Source organism: Erwinia papayae, assembly GCF_058241465.1.
In genome coordinates this window covers 1,521,860-1,540,996 of record NZ_JBZCHT010000009.1, presented here as the reverse complement: position 1 = coordinate 1,540,996, position 19,137 = coordinate 1,521,860, and the positions used below count along the sequence as shown (strand labels likewise).

Here is a 19,137-nt window from a genome sequence, read left to right as displayed (position 1 = left end):
AGCGGTCTTATCTGGCTTCCTGCCGCATTAAATGATGATAACCGCGATCAAACCACATCAGCCCGTGGCCGGTATCATTACTGACCAGCGCCTGCACTTCGCAGAGCAGAATGTCATGACTGCCGACGCTCATGACCTGGGTCACCTTACAGTCGAAAGAGGCCACCGCACCGGAAAGCACCGGTGAGCCGGTTGACAGCGTTGACCACCCGGCAGCGATAAACCGTTCAGCCATCGGTGTTTTGCCGCCAAAAAGCGTTGAGAGTGACTCATGTCCTGCGGCCAGCGTATTGACACACAGCTGCCGATTGGCGTTGAACACCTGCCAGACGGATGCGGAACGGTTGAGGCAGACCAACAGCGTCGGAGGCGTATCGGTAACACTGCACACCGCTGAGGCGGTAAAACCGGCCCGGCCAGCCGGTCCGTCGGTGGTAATAATGTTGACGGCCGCGCCCAACTGCGCCATCGCATTGCGAAAATCTTGTTTTTCCACACTGTTGACAGCAGCGGGTTTCAGAGCTTGCAGTGACATGATTTTCCCCTTATTCAATCGTACAGGCGTCGGTAAATGCCAGTCTCGGCAAACGGTCATAAACTTTCGTGGCATCGCCATAGCCGATATTGATCAGCAAATTACTTTTCCATCCGCTGTCGGCAAAAAAAGCGGCATCCACAGCCGCACGATCGAAGCCTGACATCGGGCCGGTATCCAGTCCCAGCGCCCGACAGGCGGCGATCAGCATGGCCGCCTGCATGGAACTGTTGCGAAATGCGGTTTCTTCAGCCAGTGCGGCACTGCTGGTAAACCAGGATTTCGCATCCGCATGGGGGAACAGCTCAGGCAGGCGGTCATAAAATACCGGGTCCCAGGCAACGATAACGGTAACGGGGGCGGTCATCGTTTTCGCCAGATTTCCGCTGGAGAGGGTGGGCTTCAGTTTCTCTTTGCCCGCCGCGCTGCGAACAAAACAGAAGCGTGCCGGGCTACAGTTGGCGGAGGTCGGTGCCATTTTCACTAAATCGTACAGCGTTTTGATCTGTTCATCGGTAACCGGGCGGTCCTGCCAGCCATTATGCGTGCGGGCGGCGGTGAACAGGGTTTCTAAGGCATGGGTGTTCAGGGCTTCAGCCATGATAACTCCGTTTATTCAGCGTAAATGGGCGGCTCAGGATTTTCCAGCCAGTCAAGTAACAGTCGGTTGAAAGTACTGCTGTCGGTGACGCTCATGGCATGGCCGCCCCAGGCCATTTTCAGCAATGTGGCATTGGGCAGCGCCGCCGAAAGGGTTTCAGAGCAGCTCCAGGGGACCAGCAGGTCATCCTGCGAACAGATAACCAGCACCGGTTGGGTAACAGCATCGGCCTTTGCGGTGAAATCACAGGCCATCAGGGCATTAAGACGGCGCAGCAGATTCTCCATACCCTGAAAGTGCGCCACATGCAGTGCATCTTCTGCCTCGATCCTCGCCTGGTTTTCCGCCAGCCAGTCTGCCGGATAGAGAAACAGTGGCTGCGCCTGTACAAAGGCTTCAACTCCGACGTTCAGCAGCAACTGTTGACGCACGGAGAAGCAGCGGCGGGTGTGCGGATTAAGACGTAACCAGCCGTTAACAATGACCAGTCTGGTCACCTGTTGCGGGTAGTCCAGTGCCATCTGCATCGCGACCATCCCGCCCAGCGCATGGCCAATGACCTCATACTGTTCAATGCCGTATTGCGCAAGCGCGGTGGCCAGTTCAGCAGCCATATCGCTCATGCTGTACCCTTCCGGTAACGTGTCCGGGCTGCGACCCGTTCCTCGCTGGTCGTAAATCACCACGCGATATCTGCTGCGCAATTCATTGAGCTGCGGCAACCAGAAGGTGGCAGAACCACCCAGCCCGGCAGACAAAACCAGGGTTCTGGCTGTGGGTGTCGGTAACGCTGACACTTCAATATGCATACCGTTCTCCGTTACCGGCCAATATGAGCAACGCTGGCAATTTCAATCAGCGCGTCCGGCTTCACCAGGCCGCACTGGATACAAAATCGTGCGGGTTTATCGCCGGGAAAATAGTCAGCGTAAACCGCATTAACAGCGGCGTAGTTGCTCCAGTCGGTAATAAAAATCGAATTAAAGGTCACATCCTCCATCGTGCCGCCGGCGGTTTCGATGACGCTTTTGATTGTCTCCAGTACATGACGGGTTTGCGCAGCAGCGTCACCCACATGCACCACGTTGTTATCCTTATCAAAGGGCAGGGTGCCGGAGACATAAACCACACCGTCAGCCAGCGTGCCGGGCACAAAAGGTGCAATCGGAACGCCGGTTCCGGGTGGGGTAATAATCGTTTTAGGCATGGGTTATCTCCACGGTTCAGGCCGTCTGATGCTGCGGTGTGGTTTTGCTTTCCACTACAGAGCAGAAAGTGCTGACATCCGACACCCAGCCAAAAAAGGTTTCAATGTTGAAAATCGCGGCCTGTTGCGCAAAAAGAGGACCGGCCTGGTAAGTGGCGTCTTCCAGCACAATGCCGAAATATTCAAGGAAGAAGCCATCGCGCAGGGTTGATTCCACGCAGACATTAGTCGCAATACCGGTGAAGATCAGATGACGAATACCCCGGCTGCGCAACATGCTGTCGAGTGAGGTATTGAAGAAGCCGCTGTAGCGGGGCTTTGGCAGCACAATATCCCCTGGCTCAGGTTTCAGCTGATCGACAAGATCATAATCCCAGCCGCCTTTTGCCAGTAACTGTCCTGACAGCTCCGGCCTTGCGCGCATCGTTTTCAACGCATTAGATTTGTGCCAGTTAGGAGAGCCAGGACCTCCCGCTTCAACGTATTGTTCATCCCAGCCGTTCTGAAACCAGATTATCTGGATGCCCGCTTTACGCGCCGCCGCAACGGCAATATTAATCTTGTCGATGACCGGGCGGGTGGCTGACACATCGAATCCGGCCAGATCGAGATAGCCGCCGGTGCTGGCATAGGCATTCTGCATATCCACCACAATCAGCGCGGTCTGTTCCGGGGGAAAAGCGATGGCTTCCGGACGTGCTGGTAGTTGCAGCGTATTTTTAGTGGATGCAGTGGTACAGACCACGGTGTCTTTACTGTTCATCAGGCCACCTCCTTTGCGGCTTCCATGATATTGCTCCGGCATTTCATCAAGGGTTGAATACGTTCGCCAAAATTCTCAATCCCTTGCAGGAAGTCATCGAAAGTCAGCAGTACGCCGTGCGTACCTTCAACGGTGGCCACTTCATCCAGCATCCGGGCGACACTGGCATAAGAACCCACCAGCGTACCCATGTTGATATTCACCGCAGAGGTGGGATCCGCCATCTGCCGGACATTGGTATCGCTGCCGGAACGCGTATCCTGTTGGCTTTGCGTGGTAAGCCAGGCCAGTGCTTCCTCGTCAGCTCCCGCTTCGCACGGGCGGCTTCGTCGGTTTCATCGGCGATAATCATAAACAGCACGTAAGAGCCGACGTCACGCCCGGCCTGTTCGGCGGCATTTTTCATCCGTGAGGCGGTGGGCGCAAAGGCGGTCGGGGTGTTAACACCCTTGCCAAAACAGAAGTTGTAATCAGCATGTTTTGCCGAGAAGGCCATACCGGCATCGCTCTGTCCGGCACAAATAACTTTCATTGGTTTTTGCGGTTGTGGGCTTAGGCGACAGTCGTTCATGGTGAAGAACTCGCCTTTGAGATCGGATTTGCCCGTGCCCCACAGATCGCGCAGCACGGTAACGTATTCGGTCAGGTAATCGTAACGGCGGGAGAAGTACTCATCACCGGGCCACATTCCCATCTGGTCATACTCCGGCTTCTGCCAGCCGGTCACCAGATTAACCCCAAAGCGGCCCCCTGAAATGGAGTCCACCGTCGAGGCCATGCGTGCCACGATGGCCGGGGGTAGGGTAAGGGTGGCGGCCGTAGCGTAGATCTCAATACGTGACGTGACGGCAGCCAGTCCCGCCATCAGGGTAAAGGATTCCAGGTTATGGTCCCAGAATTCAGTTTTGCCGCCAAAGCCCCGCAGCTTGATCATCGACAGGGCGAAATCGAAATGATAGTGCTCAGCTTTAAGCACAATCTCTTTATTCAGCTCAAAAGTAGGCTTGTATTGCGGGGCATGGGTTGAAATCAGCCAGCCATTGTTACCAATCGGGATAAATACGCCAATTTTCATAGGAGGACCTTTACTGAGTGTCAGGGTTATCTTTCCCGCGCTGCGATGCATCCTGCCATTCCTTTCAGGCGGCGCTCGGTGGTAATTTTGCAAAGGTTGTGCCAGATGTAAAAAAACCTTAACATTCATATTGTTGAAAAAATTAATGTTAAATTGATGTAGAGTAGTTGGTCCAAAGTGGACCATTTGGTAAAAAAAGTGTGCACAATAAGCAGGCAGGTGTGGTCAATTAAAGTGCACCGGGCAGCGTGAATGCATTTGATATACTGCCCGTTACCCTTATGAAGTGTGGAGCTATGGTGAATTCATCAGAAAAGACAACGTCGAAGATGCCTGGTCGCCGTTCCAGAGCGGTGGCTGCAAAGCGCTCGGCTATACTCAGCGCCGCGCTGGAGCTGTTCTCCCTCTATGGTATTCACGGCACCAGCCTGGACAGGGTGGCTGAAGGGGCTGACGTTTCGAAAACCAATCTGCTTTACTACTTTCCTTCAAAGGAAGCGCTCTATATTGCGGTGCTGAAAAATATTCTGGATGTCTGGCTGGCACCGTTGCGAGCGCTGCGTAACGACCAGCAGCCACTGGAAGCCATTCGTGACTATATTCGCCTTAAGCTGGAAGTCTCGCGTGACCATCCACAGGCCTCGAGATTGTTTTGCATGGAAATGCTGCAGGGTGCTCCGTTGCTGAAAGGGGAACTGGAAGGGGATCTCCGGGAGCTGGTCGATGAGAAATCGGCCGTGATTGAGGGCTGGATCGCGGAAGGCAAGTTGGCGGCGGTTGAACCTCACCACCTGATCTTTATGTTATGGGCGACCACTCAGCACTATGCTGATTTTGCCACGCAGATAGAGGCGGTAACCGGTCAGACGCTAAATGATCCGTGCTTTTTTCAACAAACAGTTGATAACGTCCAGCGAATGGTGATTGAGGGGATCCGCGTCCGGGCATAGTAAAACGGGCCCTGAGGGCCCGTTTCTGTATTTATCTTCCCGCTTTGCGCTGGCGCAACCACCAGCCAATACCCAGCATAATAAACCACAGTGGCGTCACCATCAGCGCCTGGCGGGTATCTTCCTGCAACGAAAGCAGAACCAGCACAAAGGCAAAGAAGGCGATACAAACCCAGCACATCAGTTTACCCAGCGGCATTTTATAGTTTGATGCCAGGTGTAACTGAGGGTGTTTTTTACGATAAGCCAGATAAGAACAGACAATGATGGTCCAGACGAACATAAACAGAATGGCGGAAACCGTGGTCACCAGGGTGAAGACTTTCATCACGTCGGGGATCAGATAAATCAGCGCCACGCCGCCCAGCAGACAAAAACAGGAGAAGAACAGTCCGGTGGTGGGGACCGCACGCCGGGACAATCTGCCAAAGCGGCGATGTGCCACGCCCTGCTGCGCCATGCCATACAACATGCGGCTGGTGGAAAAAATACCACTGTTGGCTGATGAAGCGGCTGACGTTAATACCACAAAATTGACAATACTGGCGGCGGCGGGCAGGCCAATCAGAACGAACATCTCCACAAACGGGCTGCGATCTGCCACCACGTGATCCCAGGGCGTCACCGCCATAATCACCAGCAGGGCAAACACATAAAACATAATGATACGCAGTGGAATGGCGTTAATTGCGCGCGGCAGGACATTCCTCGGATCGTGCGTCTCCGCCGCTGCCGTACCCACCAGTTCTATACCGACAAAAGCAAATACCGCAATCTGGAATCCGGCAAAGAATCCACTCAGCCCCTTCGGGAACATACCACCGTGGTCCCAGATATTACTGATGGCTGCCACACTGCCGCCTGTGGAAGGGTAGTGCATTGCCACCAGCACGATACCTGTCGCAATTAACGCCACGATAGCGACGATTTTAATGATGGCAAACCAGAACTCCATCTCACCAAACAGTTTCACCGTGGCAACATTCAGCGTCAGGAACACGAGGATACACAGCAGCGCACTCATCAAGATGGAAAAGTCAGGGAACCAGAGCTGGAAATAGGAGCTGATAGCGACCACGTCGGCAATGCCGGTAACCACCCAGCAAAACCAGTAAGTCCAGCCGGTGAAATAGCCGGCCCAGGGACCAAGCAGGTCGGCGGCAAAATCACCGAATGATTTGTACTCCAGGTTGGAGAGTAACAGCTCGCCCATTGCCCGCATGACAAAAAACAGCATAAAACCAATGATCATATAGACGAAGATGATCGACGGACCGGCCAGACTGATGGTTTTACCGGAGCCCATAAACAGCCCGGTGCCGATGGCGCCGCCGATGGCAATCAGCTGAATATGTCGGTTGTGCAGGTTACGACGCAGTTCTCCCGGCGCTTCATCAGCCGGCGGTATTTTACTGGATTGGTCAACCATAACGGAATTCATGTCCTTAAAAGTGATGTTGTATCAGCTCTGATGGCTGTTATTCAGAATGGGTAAAAACATATTATGCAGGGGCATAAGATAGTGTAATTGTGCGCCGCACAGCCACCCCTTTTTCGTCTCAATGGGCATCATCTGCATCAGTTGTACAAAAACAGTGCTAAATTTTTCTTGTCTGACCTGCATCCGGATTGCAGATGATCGGCGAGCCAGTCCGTTATGAGGAGCATGGGTGAAAGTAATAATCTTGCTGATGCTGGCAGCAGTGCTTGTTATCGTGGCATATCTGGCAAAACCACTCCCTTCTGCGTGGGACCCCTTCAGCCCGTTGCAGGTGACGGATGCTCCCACCTTTATTACCCGCTACAAGCTAAAAAAACTGGCAAGCGATCCTGCTGCCTGCCTCGCCATACTTTCCTCGGCGCAACAGCAGGGCTATCTCCGCTTCCGCCAGTTGCATCAGGTAAATGGCAACTGTCCACTGGCGTCGCCAGTGCAAGTGGAAAAAGTCGGCAGGGTGGAGCTGAGTGCCCGTTTCCTTGCCAGCTGCCCACTGGCAGTCAGCACCACGATGTTTGTCGTACAGGTGGCAGAACCGATGGCCGTTAAGAGGCTGGCCTCACCGCTGGCACGTATCGATCACCTGGGAAGTTATGCCTGTCGCAACCTGTACCACCGGGCCATTGGGAGACTGAGTGAACATGCGACTGCTGATGCGCTTGATATTGCCGGATTCAGGTTAAAAAATGGTCAGAAAATCAGCGTGCTGACAGGGTGGTCGCAGACCTCACCGCAGGGCCAGTGGTTGCAAGAGGTTTTCCGGCGAAGTTGCGATTATTATGGTAATGCCCTGGGGCCGGAATACAATCGCGCCCATGCCAGTCACTTTCATCTGGGGATGCAGGGTTTTGGTATCTGTCTCTAGAAAGAAATTTTAATCCCACGCTGCAATAAAAACTTATTCGCCGGCCATGCAAAGACGAATCCGGTTAACAACGCCAGCTGCATCATAAACCAGAAATTCATCGTTAGCGGCTCAAGTTGATTCTGTAAAATAAAGTGAAACGCCAGCGTCATATACAAAAACATGCCAGCCTGATAAACCATCAGAGAGAAAATATCGCTTTTGATCGCCTGCCAGAGGGTCCGAAAAAAAGCCATCCCAACAATCTGTTTTAACGCCAGATATTGCAATATTATGCCAAAAAAAAGTGACAGCACGAGTGAAAGGATTGCATGAGTGACTACCACAGAGTGGAAAGGTTGATGGCTTAGCAAGGGAAGCAGCGGCACGGCAAGGACATCGCCTAATACACAACCTGCGGCGCCATGGCTGGTCGCAAAAAAGAGCTGTTTCAGATCCGGCGATTCAACCCTGTGTTGCCGCAATCGGGGCGTCGCCGGGCGGTTATTACGGCCAAAATACCACCATGCCAGCCAACCCACAAAAGGCATGTAAAGTCCGGTAACTGGCCATACCAGGTTCATAATTCGCAAGGGTTGAGGGGCGCGACCCAAGTCTTTAACGATCATCAACGAGGTGAAGATACCCAGTGAAATGAACAGCATCGCCAGTCTGTCTGACATCACTAATTCCTTAGCATGGTAGGCAAGCAAATGGATCAGTTAACTTATTTATATCATTGATTCAGTCAGTTAGATTATGTATCAGCATGAAAAAATTTCCAGCCTTGATAAATCAGTCTCTTCAACGGGCAGAATCACAGATAAACCATAGTAAAATTAAGTGTTAAATTTATTTAATGCATGCTTACTAATGGAATGAATTTAAGTCAAATTTGATTAATTAAAAAATAAATATATATAAATTAATGTTTTATTTTTTATACGATGATGTTTTTTTATCGATATTCTCTGGATACAACAGATCTTCGAGGCTTCCTTAGTAAATCACTTAACAAAAGAGTGGCTCAGGTATATTGAATATTTATAAGAGAAATCCTATCCTGAAATACACATCCCTGTGTGCAAATTTAATGATTATTATCACCTTGCTCAGCGCTAATACATTTGGCCGCCAGTGATAATTTCAGCCGTTATTGATTCCGGAAATTCTGCCGCTGGTGAAGCATTAATGACAAGGATGTACAGAAATTTTTGTTAATGATCTCCGTGCCGCCAGGAGCCTTTACCGGCTACCGGCGCTGCACCTTTATTTCCTTATTAAGGATAAGTGCTGATGCAGTGAATAACTCTTCTTTATTGTTGTTGCGAGGCTGGAATGACCGTTGAAACTTATTTCAGTTGGCGAAATGAAGTGCAATCGGCTTTTCATTCTGCCAGAGAGGCTGAAGACATCATCCTGCTGACGGAACAACAGACCCACCGACTGGGATTTGATTTTTATGCCTTGTATATCCGCCATCCGGTTCCCTTTACCCGGCCACGAATATTTATCTACAGCAATTATCCGGAAAAATGGGTGAAAACATGGCAGAAACAAAACTTTGCGGAGATCGATCCGATTATCAAATACTGTCAAATCCCAGGGACGCTTCTGGTCTGGAATGATGCGGTTGTCAGGGAAGGGCTACAGGTTTTTGAAGCGGCGAATGAACATGGGGTACGTTCTGGATTTTCCTGTTCAAGGATGGTGAAAAATCGGGCCATCGGCGTATTATCTATGGCGTCCGGAAAGTCTTTTGATGATATGGTATTTACCCAGGAAAGCTATCTTAAATTACAGTATCTTACGGACCTGATTCTGGAAGCGCTTCAACGTGTGAAAGACACGTCGATGTCGGTGGGCGATGTGGAAATGAGTCAGCGAGAAATCGAGATCCTCAGATGGACCGCTGAAGGCAAAACGTCAGCAGAGATTTCATTGATCCTCTCCATTTCGGAACATACGGTAAATTTTCACCAGAAAAATATGCAAAAAAGATTCAATGCATCTAACAAAACTCAGGTGGCCTCTTATGCTGCCGCTATCGGTTTGATTTAGCTGAGTGACAACTACCAGATTTAGTAGTTTCAGATTGACAGCCAGTTGTCTACCCTGCGCTTGGGTAACAGCCCTGAATGCGCTACAGGAGTGGCAGGAGAAGGAATGCGAGCGGGAATCAATAATAATGAAAATTATCCAAACTAAATTTAAGGACATGCCATCCTCCTTATTGGCAGAATTGGGTAGCTATCGCTACAGTGTTTTCGCCCGCGGTGAAGGATGGCCTGTGCCGCCTCGTTTAAATACCCCAGGGCAGGAATATGACCGATTCGATCGCTCTGAAGTCGTCTGGCTGATTGCCTGGCATGCACAACAGGGCATTTGCGGCTGTGCCCGGCTGATGCCCTGGGAAGATCCAACAGCAGCGAACGGCATTGATGTTAAAAGCAAACTGCCCGGTGGCCCGTCACGACGCGTGTGGGAAATGTCTCGTTTTTCACCTCGTCTGGATGTTGACCCAGAGCTGCCGCTTACTATTCTGTGGCACTGTGTTCAACTGGCAGAACAGTCTGGCATCGATTTTCTCTACAGCGCCGCCACGCCAATGCTGGAGCAGATGTTTGCTCAACATCTGGTGGAGTACCAGCCATTAACAGCTGGCATCATTCAGTCCGAAGAAAATTTATTTGCGGTAAAAATACCGACACATCAGCCACATCTGGCAACGCGTTTTCGGGGCGCACGGCGTTTCAGTCCTGAAGAGGTCTTGCCCTCGTTGGGCGTGTCTTTTAACTGGCAAGGGCGAGGGCGTTAACCGTGCCATTTAGCCCACAAAGCGATCAGTACCCATGCAGCAAGCCCCCAGCAAGCCACGGCGCTGCACAGCGCCAGCGGCAGTTTCATCATGCCCACAAACAGCCATAGCGAAAGCAGATAGAAAAAGTAGGGAATAATGGCCCACATGCCAAAGATGATGGTGGTTCGTAGCGCCTCAATACCTCGCTCACTGGCGACAATATAGTGCGCGATAAGGGCAAATGTCGGAAAAAGGGGAAGGAGTCCTGCGATGTAGTAGTTGCGGGTTTTGGACAGGATAGCGATAGCGATCACCACCAGTGCGCCCAGCACAGCTTTAAATAACAAGCCCATTGTTTCTTCAGCATCAGTTAAAAACCTGAGATTGTGATAACCGCTTACGAAAAGCAATGGGCGGAGAGAAATTACTGGCGATAGGCTTGTTTTATCTGCCCGATGGTGTGGGTAAACACGTCTGCCTGCTGGCGGTCGGTTAACTGGGCAATATATTTTTCCATGTTAATAATGACTTTACCGGCGTCTGCCTGTCCCATTCCTTTAAGCATAAATGTTACCAGCGCCTTCATGCAGGCCATCTCCTGAGCCAGAGCCTCTTTGCTGGTAGAAAAATCAGTGTCACCCATGTAATCCCCTCTTTTTGACTATTCAGACACAAATGTTTTTGGCAGCAAGTATATCACAAATTGTCCTGTGGTATGGGGCCGTCGGCAGGAACTCGTCTGTGGTCTGTTCCGGAATAATGGCGTTTTTTTCAGTTCTAACAGTAGTGAAAAAGAGGTAAGATCGCTGATTCAAATACCATCATCAACGTCGCTGGTATTACCCTTTTGGAGAGACCTGTTTGATAAGCGTTCTTCTTGTTGATGACCATGAACTGGTGCGTGCAGGTATCCGCAGGATACTGGAAGATATCAAAGGTTTTCAGGTTGTCGGTGAAGCTAACTGCGGCGAAGACGCGGTGAAATGGTGCCGGTCTAACCCTGTTAATGTGGTATTGATGGACATGAATATGCCGGGTATTGGCGGTCTTGAAGCAACCCGCAAGATCGTGCGATATAACCCGGATATCAAAATCATCATGTTGACTATCCACACTGAAAATCCTCTGCCGGCACGTGTAATGCAGGCGGGAGCCGCTGGCTATCTGAGTAAAGGTGCTGCGCCACAGGAAGTGGTGAATGCTATCCGCCAGGTTAATGCCGGGCAGCGCTATATAGCTTCAGATATTGCACAACAAATGGCACTCAGCCAGATTGAACCGCAAAAAACTGATTCGCCTTTTGACAGTTTGTCAGAACGTGAACTACAAATTATGCTGATGATCACCAGGGGACAAAAAGTCGCGGAAATTTCTGAGCAACTCAGTCTTAGTCCCAAAACGGTCAACAGTTATCGTTACAGAATGTTTAGTAAACTTAATATCAGCGGCGACGTTGAATTAACTCATCTGGCCATCCGTCATGGCCTGTTCAACGCGGAGTCGTTAACCAGTAGTGAATGACGTTTTTGATGCCAAATCCTTTCTCAAGTCGGTGACCAGCCAGCCCGGCGTCTATCGTATGTATGATGCTGGCGGTACGGTCATCTATGTCGGTAAAGCAAAAGATCTTAAAAAGCGCCTTTCGAGCTATTTCCGTGGTAATCACGGAAGTCGTAAAACCGAAGCGCTGGTGGCTGGTATCCATCAGATTGACATTACAGTAACCCATACCGAGACCGAGGCGTTGCTGCTTGAACATAACTATATCAAGCTGTACCAGCCTCGTTATAACGTGCTGCTGCGCGATGATAAGTCATATCCATTCATATTTCTCAGTGCCGACAAACATCCTCGTCTTGCCAGCCATCGCGGTGCCAGACACGCGAAAGGTGAGTATTTCGGGCCATTTCCGAATGGCTATGCGGTGCGGGAAACATTGTCTTTATTGCAGAAAATTTTTCCGGTACGCCAGTGTGAAAACAGCGTCTATCGCAATCGCTCTCGCCCCTGTCTGCAATATCAGATTGGTCGCTGTCTTGGCCCCTGCGTTGCGGGTCTGGTCAGTGAAAAAGAGTATGCACAGCAGATTGAATATGTTCGCTTGTTTCTTTCTGGCAAGGATGACCAGGTTCTGAACCAGCTGGTGAGTCGGATGGAAGCGGCCAGCCTGGCACTAAAATTTGAAGAAGCAGCCCGGTTACGCGATCAAATTCAGGCAGTCAGGCGCGTTACTGAAAAACAATTTGTCTCCAATAATGGCGACGATCTGGACGTTATGGGCGTGGCTTTTGATTCGGGCATTGCCTGTCTGCATGTTTTGTTTATCCGTCAGGGGAAAGTATTGGGCAGCCGCAGCTATTTTCCTAAGGTGCCGGGCGGAACCGAACTGGCCGAAGTGGTGCAGACTTTTGTCGGGCAATTTTATTTGCAGGGAAGTCAGGTTCGCACGTTGCCCGGGGATATTCTTCTTGATTTCACACTGCCTGAAAAAGAGCTGCTGGCTGAATCGCTCAGCGAAATGGCAGGACGTCGGGTGACTATTCAGAGTAAACCCCGTGGTGACCGGGCGCGCTACATGAAACTGGCACGCACCAACGCCAGCACGGCGCTTAGCAGTCGTTTGTCTCAACAGTCGACAATCCATCAACGGTTACAGGCGCTGGCAGAATTACTGGATTTACCGGCGATAAACCGCATGGAGTGCTTCGACATAAGCCATACCATGGGTGAGCAGACGGTGGCCTCCTGCGTCGTGTTCGACAATAACGGTCCGCTGCGGTCAGAATATCGTCGCTACAACATTAGCGGCATCACACCGGGTGATGACTACGCGGCGATGAATCAGGTTTTGCGCCGGCGCTACGGCAAAGAACTGATTGAGACTAAGATCCCTGATGTGATCCTGATTGATGGCGGTAAGGGGCAGCTGGGGCAGGCGAAAAATGTTTTTGCCGATCTTGATGTGAACTGGGATAAAGATCGGCCTATTTTGCTGGGCGTGGCCAAAGGTACCGATCGTAAGGCCGGACTGGAAACGCTCTTTTTCGAACCTGAAGGTGAAGGGTTTTCACTGCCACCTGATTCGCCAGCCTTACATGTAATACAGCATATTCGTGACGACTCTCACAATCATGCAATTACAGGTCATCGCAACAAGCGGGCAAAAGTGAAGAACACCAGTGCGCTGGAAACCATTGAGGGAATTGGTCCTAAACGTCGACAGATGCTGCTCAAGTACATGGGGGGCCTGCAACCGCTGATGAATGCGACCGTTGATGAAATAGCGAAAGTTCCGGGAATCTCGCGTCTTCTGGCGGAGAAAATCTTTTATTCGCTGAAACACTAGGCATTGCAACCCTGCCGCCATTGTAGGAACATAGGGACAAATTCTACTCTGCCCAGATAGTTAGCGTAATTATGCATTTTAACATTCCGACGTTACTGACTCTGTTTCGTGTCGTCCTGATCCCGTTCTTTGTGCTGGCCTTCTATCTGCCGTTTCAATGGGCTCCACTGGTTTGTGCGTTGATTTTTATTTTCGCAGCGATCACTGACTGGTTTGACGGTTACCTTGCCCGTCGATGGAAACAGACCACCCGTTTTGGTGCGTTCCTCGATCCGGTGGCTGACAAGGTCATGGTGGCGATGGCACTGGTGCTGGTTGCCGAATATTTTCATTCATGGTGGATAACCCTGCCTGCAGCAACAATGATCGCGAGAGAGATTATTATCTCTGCTCTGCGCGAGTGGATGGCAGAAATTGGCAAACGTAGCAGTGTGGCCGTGTCATGGATTGGCAAGGTGAAAACAACGGCGCAGATGCTGGCCTTATTTGCGCTGCTGTGGCGACCTGACAGTACTGTTGAAGGCATTGGTGTGATTGCCCTCTACATTGCGGCAGTGCTGACATTCTGGTCAATGTTTCAGTATTTGAGCGCGGCACGTGGCGATCTGTTTGAACGCTGATCGATGCGATTTAAAAAGCAGCAAACAGATGGATAGTGAGGATAATTGTGTTGACTCATTTCTCCAGGTCAGTAGAATGCAACGCATCGAAAGCAAGCTGATTGCCAGAAGATAAATAAAATCAGCGTCTTCTGAGAAGTTGATAAGTAAATGCGGGAATAGCTCAGTTGGTAGAGCACGACCTTGCCAAGGTCGGGGTCGCGAGTTCGAGTCTCGTTTCCCGCTCCAGATTCCATCATTAGCTAATGTTGATGATAAAAGATTATGGCGCGTTGGCAGAGTGGCCATGCAGCGGATTGCAAATCCGTGAACCTCGGTTCGACTCCGGGACGCGCCTCCACTTTACACCCTGCCCGGGTGGTGAAATCGGTAGACACAAGGGATTTAAAATCCCTCGGCTTTATGGCTGTGCGGGTTCAAGTCCCGCCCCGGGCACCACCGATTAAAATATATAAAAACAAGCACTTAGAAAGCAATGTGATACCGCCGCAAGGCGGTTTTTTTGTCTTCAATTCATGGCTTCAGAATAACCCTTCGGAATATTTTTTACCGCTTACTGCCCTCCAACTACTGGCACAACAGCAATCCTCCTGTTGTAGTGCGCTGTCTGCTCAACGTTTTTATGACCTGAAATAGCTTGCTTATCGTAAAGATTTCCGCTCAAGTCTGAGATTCCTTTCGCCTTTCAATCGTGAAAAGTAAAATTAAAATCCAGCTCAGGAAATTTTTCTTTTGTTGCCTGCTTTGCTTTCATCCACCGACTGTTAAAACCATCCCTTGTATATTTTGCACCGCTATCCTGATGTATTATAAAAACGCTGCTCATTCCTTTTTTGAGAGGGAGGGAATTAGCGTCCTGGATCACGCCTTTAAGGCGAGGAGTCCACCCCTTGATCTGAGCCACGCTTGTTTTGCTCTGTTTTATCATTATTCCTTCAGGCATTATCTGGCTTCTTTTCATATCCAACACATCAGCTTGACGTGCGCAACACAGGTAGGCCAGTTCCATCGCGATACGAACAACTTATGGTGAGACGTTGTAGAGCGCCTGATACTCAGCATTTGTTATATGTCGGTCTCTCGCCACTTCTTTAAATTGTTTAACACCTTTCGTAGGATTTCCTTTCACTAACCCCCGCTCATACCCCCATCGAAAAACGCGGGACATAAAAGCTTTTTCCCTGTTAGCCTGAGTGCGGCTCTTTAAACCTCGTTTATCCATGTATTTAAGGACATGTTCAGGCTTAATACTGTCAGGCGGCATCTTTGCAAAGACGGAAAGAATTTTTTTAGCATATTTCAGGTAATCTTTTCTCGTTTCTGGTGACAACTCGAAAAAGTCAGCAGATTTAAAAAATCTTTCTGTTAGCCCTTCAAAGAGGATTTCGTCTTTACGGTCATTAATCAACGCTTCATATGCTGACTATACTTGAGCAGGTGTAGATTCAGGGCCACTCAGGCGAATGGTCCCACCATTTTTCGGTTTAAACTCATATGCGGACCTGCCACGACAGGTTCGTGGTGGCATCCACGCATCATCCCTGCTCTTACGTGTACGTGGCATTTAATCCAATGCTTCAAAATTAGGCTCAAAACTATCCACAGCCCCTGAATTTTTTTGTGCATTGAAAAGCCCCAGCCAGGCTGGGGGTTCAGTAAAGCTTTCAGCTTTGGGCCAGTTATAAAAACCCCTTTTGATTTGTTAAAACACCTTGCGGTCTGGCAACTGCAAAGGTCTGACAAGAAATCAAAAGGGGGTCCCAATGGGGGACGAAAAGAGCTTAGCGTACACCCGATGGAACTGTAAATATCACATAGTTTTTGCCCCGAATTACCGGAGGCAGGTGTTCTATGGTGAAAAACGCAGGGCAATTGGTACTATTTTAAGAAAGCTGTGTGAGTGGAAAAACGTGAATATCCTGGAAGCCGAATGTTGTGCTGATCACATCCATATGCTTCTGGAGATCCCGCCAAAGATGAGTGTCGGGTTTCATGGGGTATCTGAAAGGTAAAAGTAGCCTGATGCTTTATGAGCAGTTTGGCGATTTGAAATTCAAATATAGAAACCGTGAGTTCTGGTGCCGTGGGTATTATGTAGATACGGTGGGTAAAAATACATCGAAAATCCGGGAGTACATAAAGCACCAGTTGGAACAGAATAAATTGGGAGAGCAGTTATCAATCCCGTATCCAGGTAGCCCGTTTACGGGCCGTAAGTAAGGAAGTTGGATGCAAATGTCAGATCGTATGCGCCTGTCAGGGCGCTGCTGGTAACAGAGCCTTAGAGGCGCATACGAAAAACCTCCGGCTATGCCGGAGGATATTTATCCTGGCTAAGAGTATTACTTAATCAGGGTCACCGATCTGACTTTCCATTTTCCTGCGTTCTGAACCATGCAGTCCGCTACAACATGATTTTTATTTTTCCCGAAGGCAATGTAAACATTTGTGCAGGCTGCATCAAAATCTGAAGAGATTACGCTGATTTCTTTACAGTCGTTGTCGTAATCCTGCGCTTTAATGAACATATCTGCATCAGGCATATCCTTGTCGTTGCTGTCTCCGGAATTAAGCTCCTTCAATGCTCTGATTGTGTCGCTGGTAACGTACTCACCCAGCGTTTTATAATCAGTCAGAGGCGATTTATCTTTCAGCAGCTGCCCCATATACCACTGATTAAACATAAGGGCTGCCGCTTCCTGCTGAGAAAGTTCGCCAGCTGAGACGACCAGCGGTGACAGCAGCAATAATGTGAGGATAATTTTTTTCATATTAGTTGTGCCTGTAAACAGCGTAAGAGGGGTGCAGATTTCTGTAACTCTGCCCCGGGTACATCGAGCGTTGAATAAAATTGCTGATCCACTGGCGACCGTCGTAGATGCAGGCGTGGCCGTATGGATGACCGGGGATCGCCTGAATAACAGCAATGTCTCCCTCCTTCGGTTCGCCGGACACCTTGTAAAAACCAGCGAGGATTAAATTGTTGCCCATATCTTTAGCGTAGTGTGTGTTATTAATACTGATGCTTCCACCATTTTGGATTGCATCAGTTACATAGTGAGCGCACCGGCCCAGGCTATGGCTGACGGCGTGTTGTCGGGCATAAACTGCTGCCCTGTGAGCATTCCACATAAAAACATCCTTATTATTTCCATTGTGAGCACGGGCATTTTGTCACTCTGCGAATGGATTTTATACAAATAAATTTCCTTGAACTTTAAACCTGTTCCGGCAGGTTTTTGCTATCTGCACAACAGAAAACTTGCCTGACGAATACTGACCGTATTGCGGAGTAATCGTGTTGTGAAACAGGTGGCTTCTCGTTGTGGTGAATGTCGAATCACAGGCTGGCCGATATGATGAGAGGTCATTAAAAACGACTGAGGACAGAAAGCCCGCCACAATCAATTATGGAATTCTGGCGTGGATGGTTTGATTCCAGCGGGTTCCACCAATTTTTAAGGCTCACCATTTGGTGGGCCTTTTTTATAAGGAAAAAGATATGCAGACGCAAAAAAGTGACGCCTGTTTCTTCAATCCGGGAATGACGCCCTGTGAGCTTTAGGACTGGCTGATTCAACAGCAGCATGCTGTAAAATGTTACAACAATCTGATGAGGGCAAAAGCCGAGCTTAAAGCACGGCTTCAGGAAATTGAAAGTCAGGAAGATGAATACACTAAGAGTGGTTTTTTAGGAAGACAGAGTTTTCTCTGGGTGCCCAGTCCTCTTCTGAAAAATCATCAAGTGGATAAGCAATTTTCTCAGGAAGATCGACTGAACTAAGAAACTCACCAGCATCATCAGGCAGTGATTCCATATTGATTTTGTCTGAAATAATGAAAAGGCGCTCTGCAAATGTAAGTTTATCTATCTCGGATAATTTCCATTTGGTTGACTGGAATATCATATGGCGTAGCGCTTTTTCATTTTCAAGAGGTTCGAATACGGTTCCTCTTGATTTCCGATATACGTCAAGAACGCATTCGAGTATGAATATCTGCGTGATGCGGTTCCAGACTTGTTTCAGGAAGAAGGGTAGCTGCATAGCCTTGTTTTTTTTCAAACCGTCGATGTAAGTTATTAACTTTGTCGGGTATATAACATCATGATTAATCGAGGTTTTTAAGTTCTTTGCGGCAAGAAAAGGGGGAGGATCCATCAATTTCCAGCCTTCCATTCATTCCTTATCTGGAGCGTCCGAAGGCATTGAATATTGATGTTGCTGACAAAACCCTTGTACCATCTTCAAGAACAGCACAGTCAGGCGTCGTGTCACCAATAGGTTAAAGAACCTTGGTAGATCGCTTTAAGCAAAACCTGTTCATCTGACATTTTTTATCCTTATCAAGTCAAAGTATCGTGCGTCCATCACCCACCAGGACCTGGACGCGACAAACATACCATCAGCCAAACGTCTCATCCGGCCACTAAATCACTGTTTCCTTTTGCTATAAATCCACAATGCTGTGAACGCAAGCAATGCAGACAAAGCAACCTTGATAAGGATGACAGTGAACTCAAAATTGTTCATTGCTTCTTCGCCGTCACCGCTAATAGTGATGTTGTGATCAACGAAACCACTAACGAGACTATCCGGAAGCAGAACCATTGCGGCAACGAATACGATAAGAAAAATGATTATTTTCATCTTGTAGTACATTTAGAAAAGTCAGCAACACCACGCACATCAATCCGACCTTAAGCCATCAGGCCGTTACCGTCAGGTACGCGAAACTTTTTTATGATTTAGCAATGATCTTCTGAGTATCTGAAATTCAGAAGATCGATAAAAAGTGATACATCTCCATGACACGCCTGAGCCATCAATATTGAGTGGATGAAGCCTGAAGCTTCCACGTTGTACGCCATTCACGAAAACATGATCGCTCATTGTCCT

Annotated in this window: 21 protein-coding genes, 3 tRNA genes and 3 pseudogenes; 11 read left to right on the top strand and 16 right to left on the bottom strand. The window is 49.2% G+C overall.

All coding sequences use genetic code 11. From position 1 onward, the window contains the following. Window positions 1–7: 7 nt before the first annotated feature. The 6 genes and pseudogenes from rutF to rutA all read right to left on the bottom strand — a co-directional run bounded on the left by rutF (window position 8) and on the right by rutA (window position 4,181). Entirely contained in the window at window positions 8–535 is a 528-nt protein-coding gene (rutF, locus tag AC3RPL_RS12140; RefSeq protein WP_379890715.1) for an NADH-dependent FMN reductase RutF, read from the bottom strand. Between the two features lie 10 nt (window positions 536–545). Continuing rightward, complete coding sequence (locus AC3RPL_RS12135; protein ID WP_490740200.1) at window positions 546–1,136, bottom strand: malonic semialdehyde reductase; 591 nt, start codon at window positions 1,134–1,136, stop codon at window positions 546–548. Between the two features lie 11 nt (window positions 1,137–1,147). Beyond that, a complete protein-coding gene (gene rutD, locus AC3RPL_RS12130) occupies window positions 1,148–1,945 on the bottom strand; it encodes a pyrimidine utilization protein D (protein WP_490740199.1) in 798 nt (265 codons plus the stop codon). Window positions 1,946–1,956: 11 nt separating this feature from the next. Continuing rightward, window positions 1,957–2,343: a pyrimidine utilization protein C gene (rutC, locus tag AC3RPL_RS12125; RefSeq protein WP_034941041.1), complete on the bottom strand. Its 387-nt coding sequence runs from the start codon at window positions 2,341–2,343 to the stop codon at window positions 1,957–1,959. Window positions 2,344–2,359: 16 nt separating this feature from the next. After that, window positions 2,360–3,106: a pyrimidine utilization protein B gene (gene rutB, locus AC3RPL_RS12120; RefSeq protein ID WP_490740198.1), complete on the bottom strand. Its 747-nt coding sequence runs from the start codon at window positions 3,104–3,106 to the stop codon at window positions 2,360–2,362. Further along, a pseudogene (gene rutA, locus AC3RPL_RS12115) lies at window positions 3,106–4,181 on the bottom strand (pyrimidine utilization protein A). Before rutA ends, rutB begins: the two are co-directional and overlap by 1 nt. 296 nt (window positions 4,182–4,477) lie before the next feature. On the opposite strand from rutA, the gene rutR reads away from it, so the two are divergent. Beyond that, window positions 4,478–5,131, top strand: a complete 654-nt coding sequence (gene rutR / locus AC3RPL_RS12110) for an HTH-type transcriptional regulator RutR (RefSeq protein WP_490740197.1) — start codon at window positions 4,478–4,480, stop codon at window positions 5,129–5,131. A 31-nt stretch (window positions 5,132–5,162) separates the two neighbouring features. Here the strand turns inward: rutR and cycA are convergent, their stop codons facing one another. Further along, window positions 5,163–6,560 carry a D-serine/D-alanine/glycine transporter gene (gene cycA, locus AC3RPL_RS12105; RefSeq protein ID WP_490740196.1) on the bottom strand — a complete coding sequence of 466 codons (1,398 nt, stop codon included), beginning with the start codon at window positions 6,558–6,560 and terminating at the stop codon, window positions 5,163–5,165. 262 nt (window positions 6,561–6,822) lie between these two features. Between cycA and AC3RPL_RS12100 the strand changes: the two genes are divergently transcribed. After that, entirely contained in the window at window positions 6,823–7,494 is a 672-nt protein-coding gene (locus tag AC3RPL_RS12100; RefSeq protein WP_490740690.1) for an extensin-like domain-containing protein, read from the top strand. Here AC3RPL_RS12100 and AC3RPL_RS12095 read toward each other — a convergent pair. Further along, a complete protein-coding gene (locus AC3RPL_RS12095) occupies window positions 7,491–8,102 on the bottom strand; it encodes a DUF4396 domain-containing protein (protein WP_490740689.1) in 612 nt (203 codons plus the stop codon). The two genes, AC3RPL_RS12100 and AC3RPL_RS12095, sit on opposite strands and share 4 nt — an antisense overlap. A 709-nt stretch (window positions 8,103–8,811) precedes the next feature. On the opposite strand from AC3RPL_RS12095, the gene AC3RPL_RS12090 reads away from it, so the two are divergent. Together AC3RPL_RS12090 and AC3RPL_RS12085 are read left to right on the top strand one after the other, a co-directional pair. Then, complete coding sequence (locus AC3RPL_RS12090; protein WP_490740195.1) at window positions 8,812–9,534, top strand: autoinducer binding domain-containing protein; 723 nt, start codon at window positions 8,812–8,814, stop codon at window positions 9,532–9,534. A gap of 127 nt (window positions 9,535–9,661) precedes the next feature. Continuing rightward, window positions 9,662–10,291: an autoinducer synthase gene (locus tag AC3RPL_RS12085; RefSeq protein ID WP_490740194.1), complete on the top strand. Its 630-nt coding sequence runs from the start codon at window positions 9,662–9,664 to the stop codon at window positions 10,289–10,291. On the opposite strand, the gene AC3RPL_RS12080 is transcribed toward AC3RPL_RS12085, so the two are convergent. Together AC3RPL_RS12080 and AC3RPL_RS12075 are read right to left on the bottom strand one after the other, a co-directional pair. Then, a complete protein-coding gene (locus AC3RPL_RS12080; protein WP_490740193.1) occupies window positions 10,288–10,626 on the bottom strand; it encodes a GlpM family protein in 339 nt (112 codons plus the stop codon). The two genes, AC3RPL_RS12085 and AC3RPL_RS12080, sit on opposite strands and share 4 nt — an antisense overlap. Before the next feature lie 71 nt (window positions 10,627–10,697). Beyond that, entirely contained in the window at window positions 10,698–10,916 is a 219-nt protein-coding gene (locus tag AC3RPL_RS12075) for a DUF2594 family protein (RefSeq protein ID WP_034939005.1), read from the bottom strand. A gap of 218 nt (window positions 10,917–11,134) precedes the next feature. Here AC3RPL_RS12075 and uvrY point away from each other — a divergent pair, with 218 nt between their 5' ends. The 6 genes from uvrY (at window position 11,135) to AC3RPL_RS12045 (ending at window position 14,677) form a co-directional block, all read left to right on the top strand. Continuing rightward, on the top strand, window positions 11,135–11,794 hold the full coding sequence (gene uvrY / locus AC3RPL_RS12070) for a UvrY/SirA/GacA family response regulator transcription factor (protein ID WP_034939007.1): 660 nt from the start codon (window positions 11,135–11,137) through the stop codon (window positions 11,792–11,794). After that, window positions 11,787–13,619: an excinuclease ABC subunit UvrC gene (uvrC, locus tag AC3RPL_RS12065; protein ID WP_490740192.1), complete on the top strand. Its 1,833-nt coding sequence runs from the start codon at window positions 11,787–11,789 to the stop codon at window positions 13,617–13,619. The genes uvrY and uvrC overlap by 8 nt, the downstream gene beginning before the upstream one ends. Before the next feature lie 71 nt (window positions 13,620–13,690). Beyond that, window positions 13,691–14,239, top strand: a complete 549-nt coding sequence (gene pgsA, locus AC3RPL_RS12060) for a CDP-diacylglycerol--glycerol-3-phosphate 3-phosphatidyltransferase (RefSeq protein WP_034939012.1) — start codon at window positions 13,691–13,693, stop codon at window positions 14,237–14,239. A gap of 152 nt (window positions 14,240–14,391) precedes the next feature. Then, window positions 14,392–14,467: transfer RNA gene (locus AC3RPL_RS12055), tRNA-Gly, on the top strand. A gap of 38 nt (window positions 14,468–14,505) precedes the next feature. Continuing rightward, window positions 14,506–14,579: transfer RNA gene (locus tag AC3RPL_RS12050), tRNA-Cys, on the top strand. A gap of 11 nt (window positions 14,580–14,590) precedes the next feature. After that, window positions 14,591–14,677: transfer RNA gene (locus tag AC3RPL_RS12045), tRNA-Leu, on the top strand. Window positions 14,678–14,792: 115 nt separating this feature from the next. On the opposite strand, the pseudogene AC3RPL_RS12040 reads toward AC3RPL_RS12045, so the two are convergent. Next, a pseudogene (locus AC3RPL_RS12040) lies at window positions 14,793–15,803 on the bottom strand (phage integrase central domain-containing protein). 199 nt (window positions 15,804–16,002) lie between these two features. On the opposite strand from AC3RPL_RS12040, the pseudogene tnpA reads away from it, so the two are divergent. Then, window positions 16,003–16,459, top strand: a pseudogene (gene tnpA, locus AC3RPL_RS12035) (IS200/IS605 family transposase). Window positions 16,460–16,581: 122 nt separating this feature from the next. Here tnpA and AC3RPL_RS12030 read toward each other — a convergent pair. From AC3RPL_RS12030 to AC3RPL_RS12010, 5 genes are all read right to left on the bottom strand, one after another. Further along, window positions 16,582–17,010, bottom strand: coding sequence for a DUF3828 domain-containing protein (locus AC3RPL_RS12030; RefSeq protein ID WP_490740191.1), 429 nt, complete (start codon window positions 17,008–17,010; stop codon window positions 16,582–16,584). Window position 17,011: 1 nt separating this feature from the next. Further along, the gene (locus tag AC3RPL_RS12025; RefSeq protein WP_490740190.1) at window positions 17,012–17,371 is read right to left on the bottom strand and encodes a CHAP domain-containing protein; all 360 of its coding nucleotides are present in this window, start codon (window positions 17,369–17,371) and stop codon (window positions 17,012–17,014) included. Window positions 17,372–17,916: 545 nt separating this feature from the next. Beyond that, window positions 17,917–18,417, bottom strand: coding sequence for an ECs1072 family phage-associated protein (locus tag AC3RPL_RS12020; RefSeq protein WP_490740189.1), 501 nt, complete (start codon window positions 18,415–18,417; stop codon window positions 17,917–17,919). A gap of 255 nt (window positions 18,418–18,672) precedes the next feature. Beyond that, entirely contained in the window at window positions 18,673–18,888 is a 216-nt protein-coding gene (locus AC3RPL_RS12015) for a hypothetical protein (RefSeq protein WP_490740188.1), read from the bottom strand. Between the two features lie 72 nt (window positions 18,889–18,960). Then, window positions 18,961–19,131: a tlde1 domain-containing protein gene (locus AC3RPL_RS12010; RefSeq protein ID WP_490740187.1), complete on the bottom strand. Its 171-nt coding sequence runs from the start codon at window positions 19,129–19,131 to the stop codon at window positions 18,961–18,963. Window positions 19,132–19,137 lie beyond the last annotated feature (6 nt).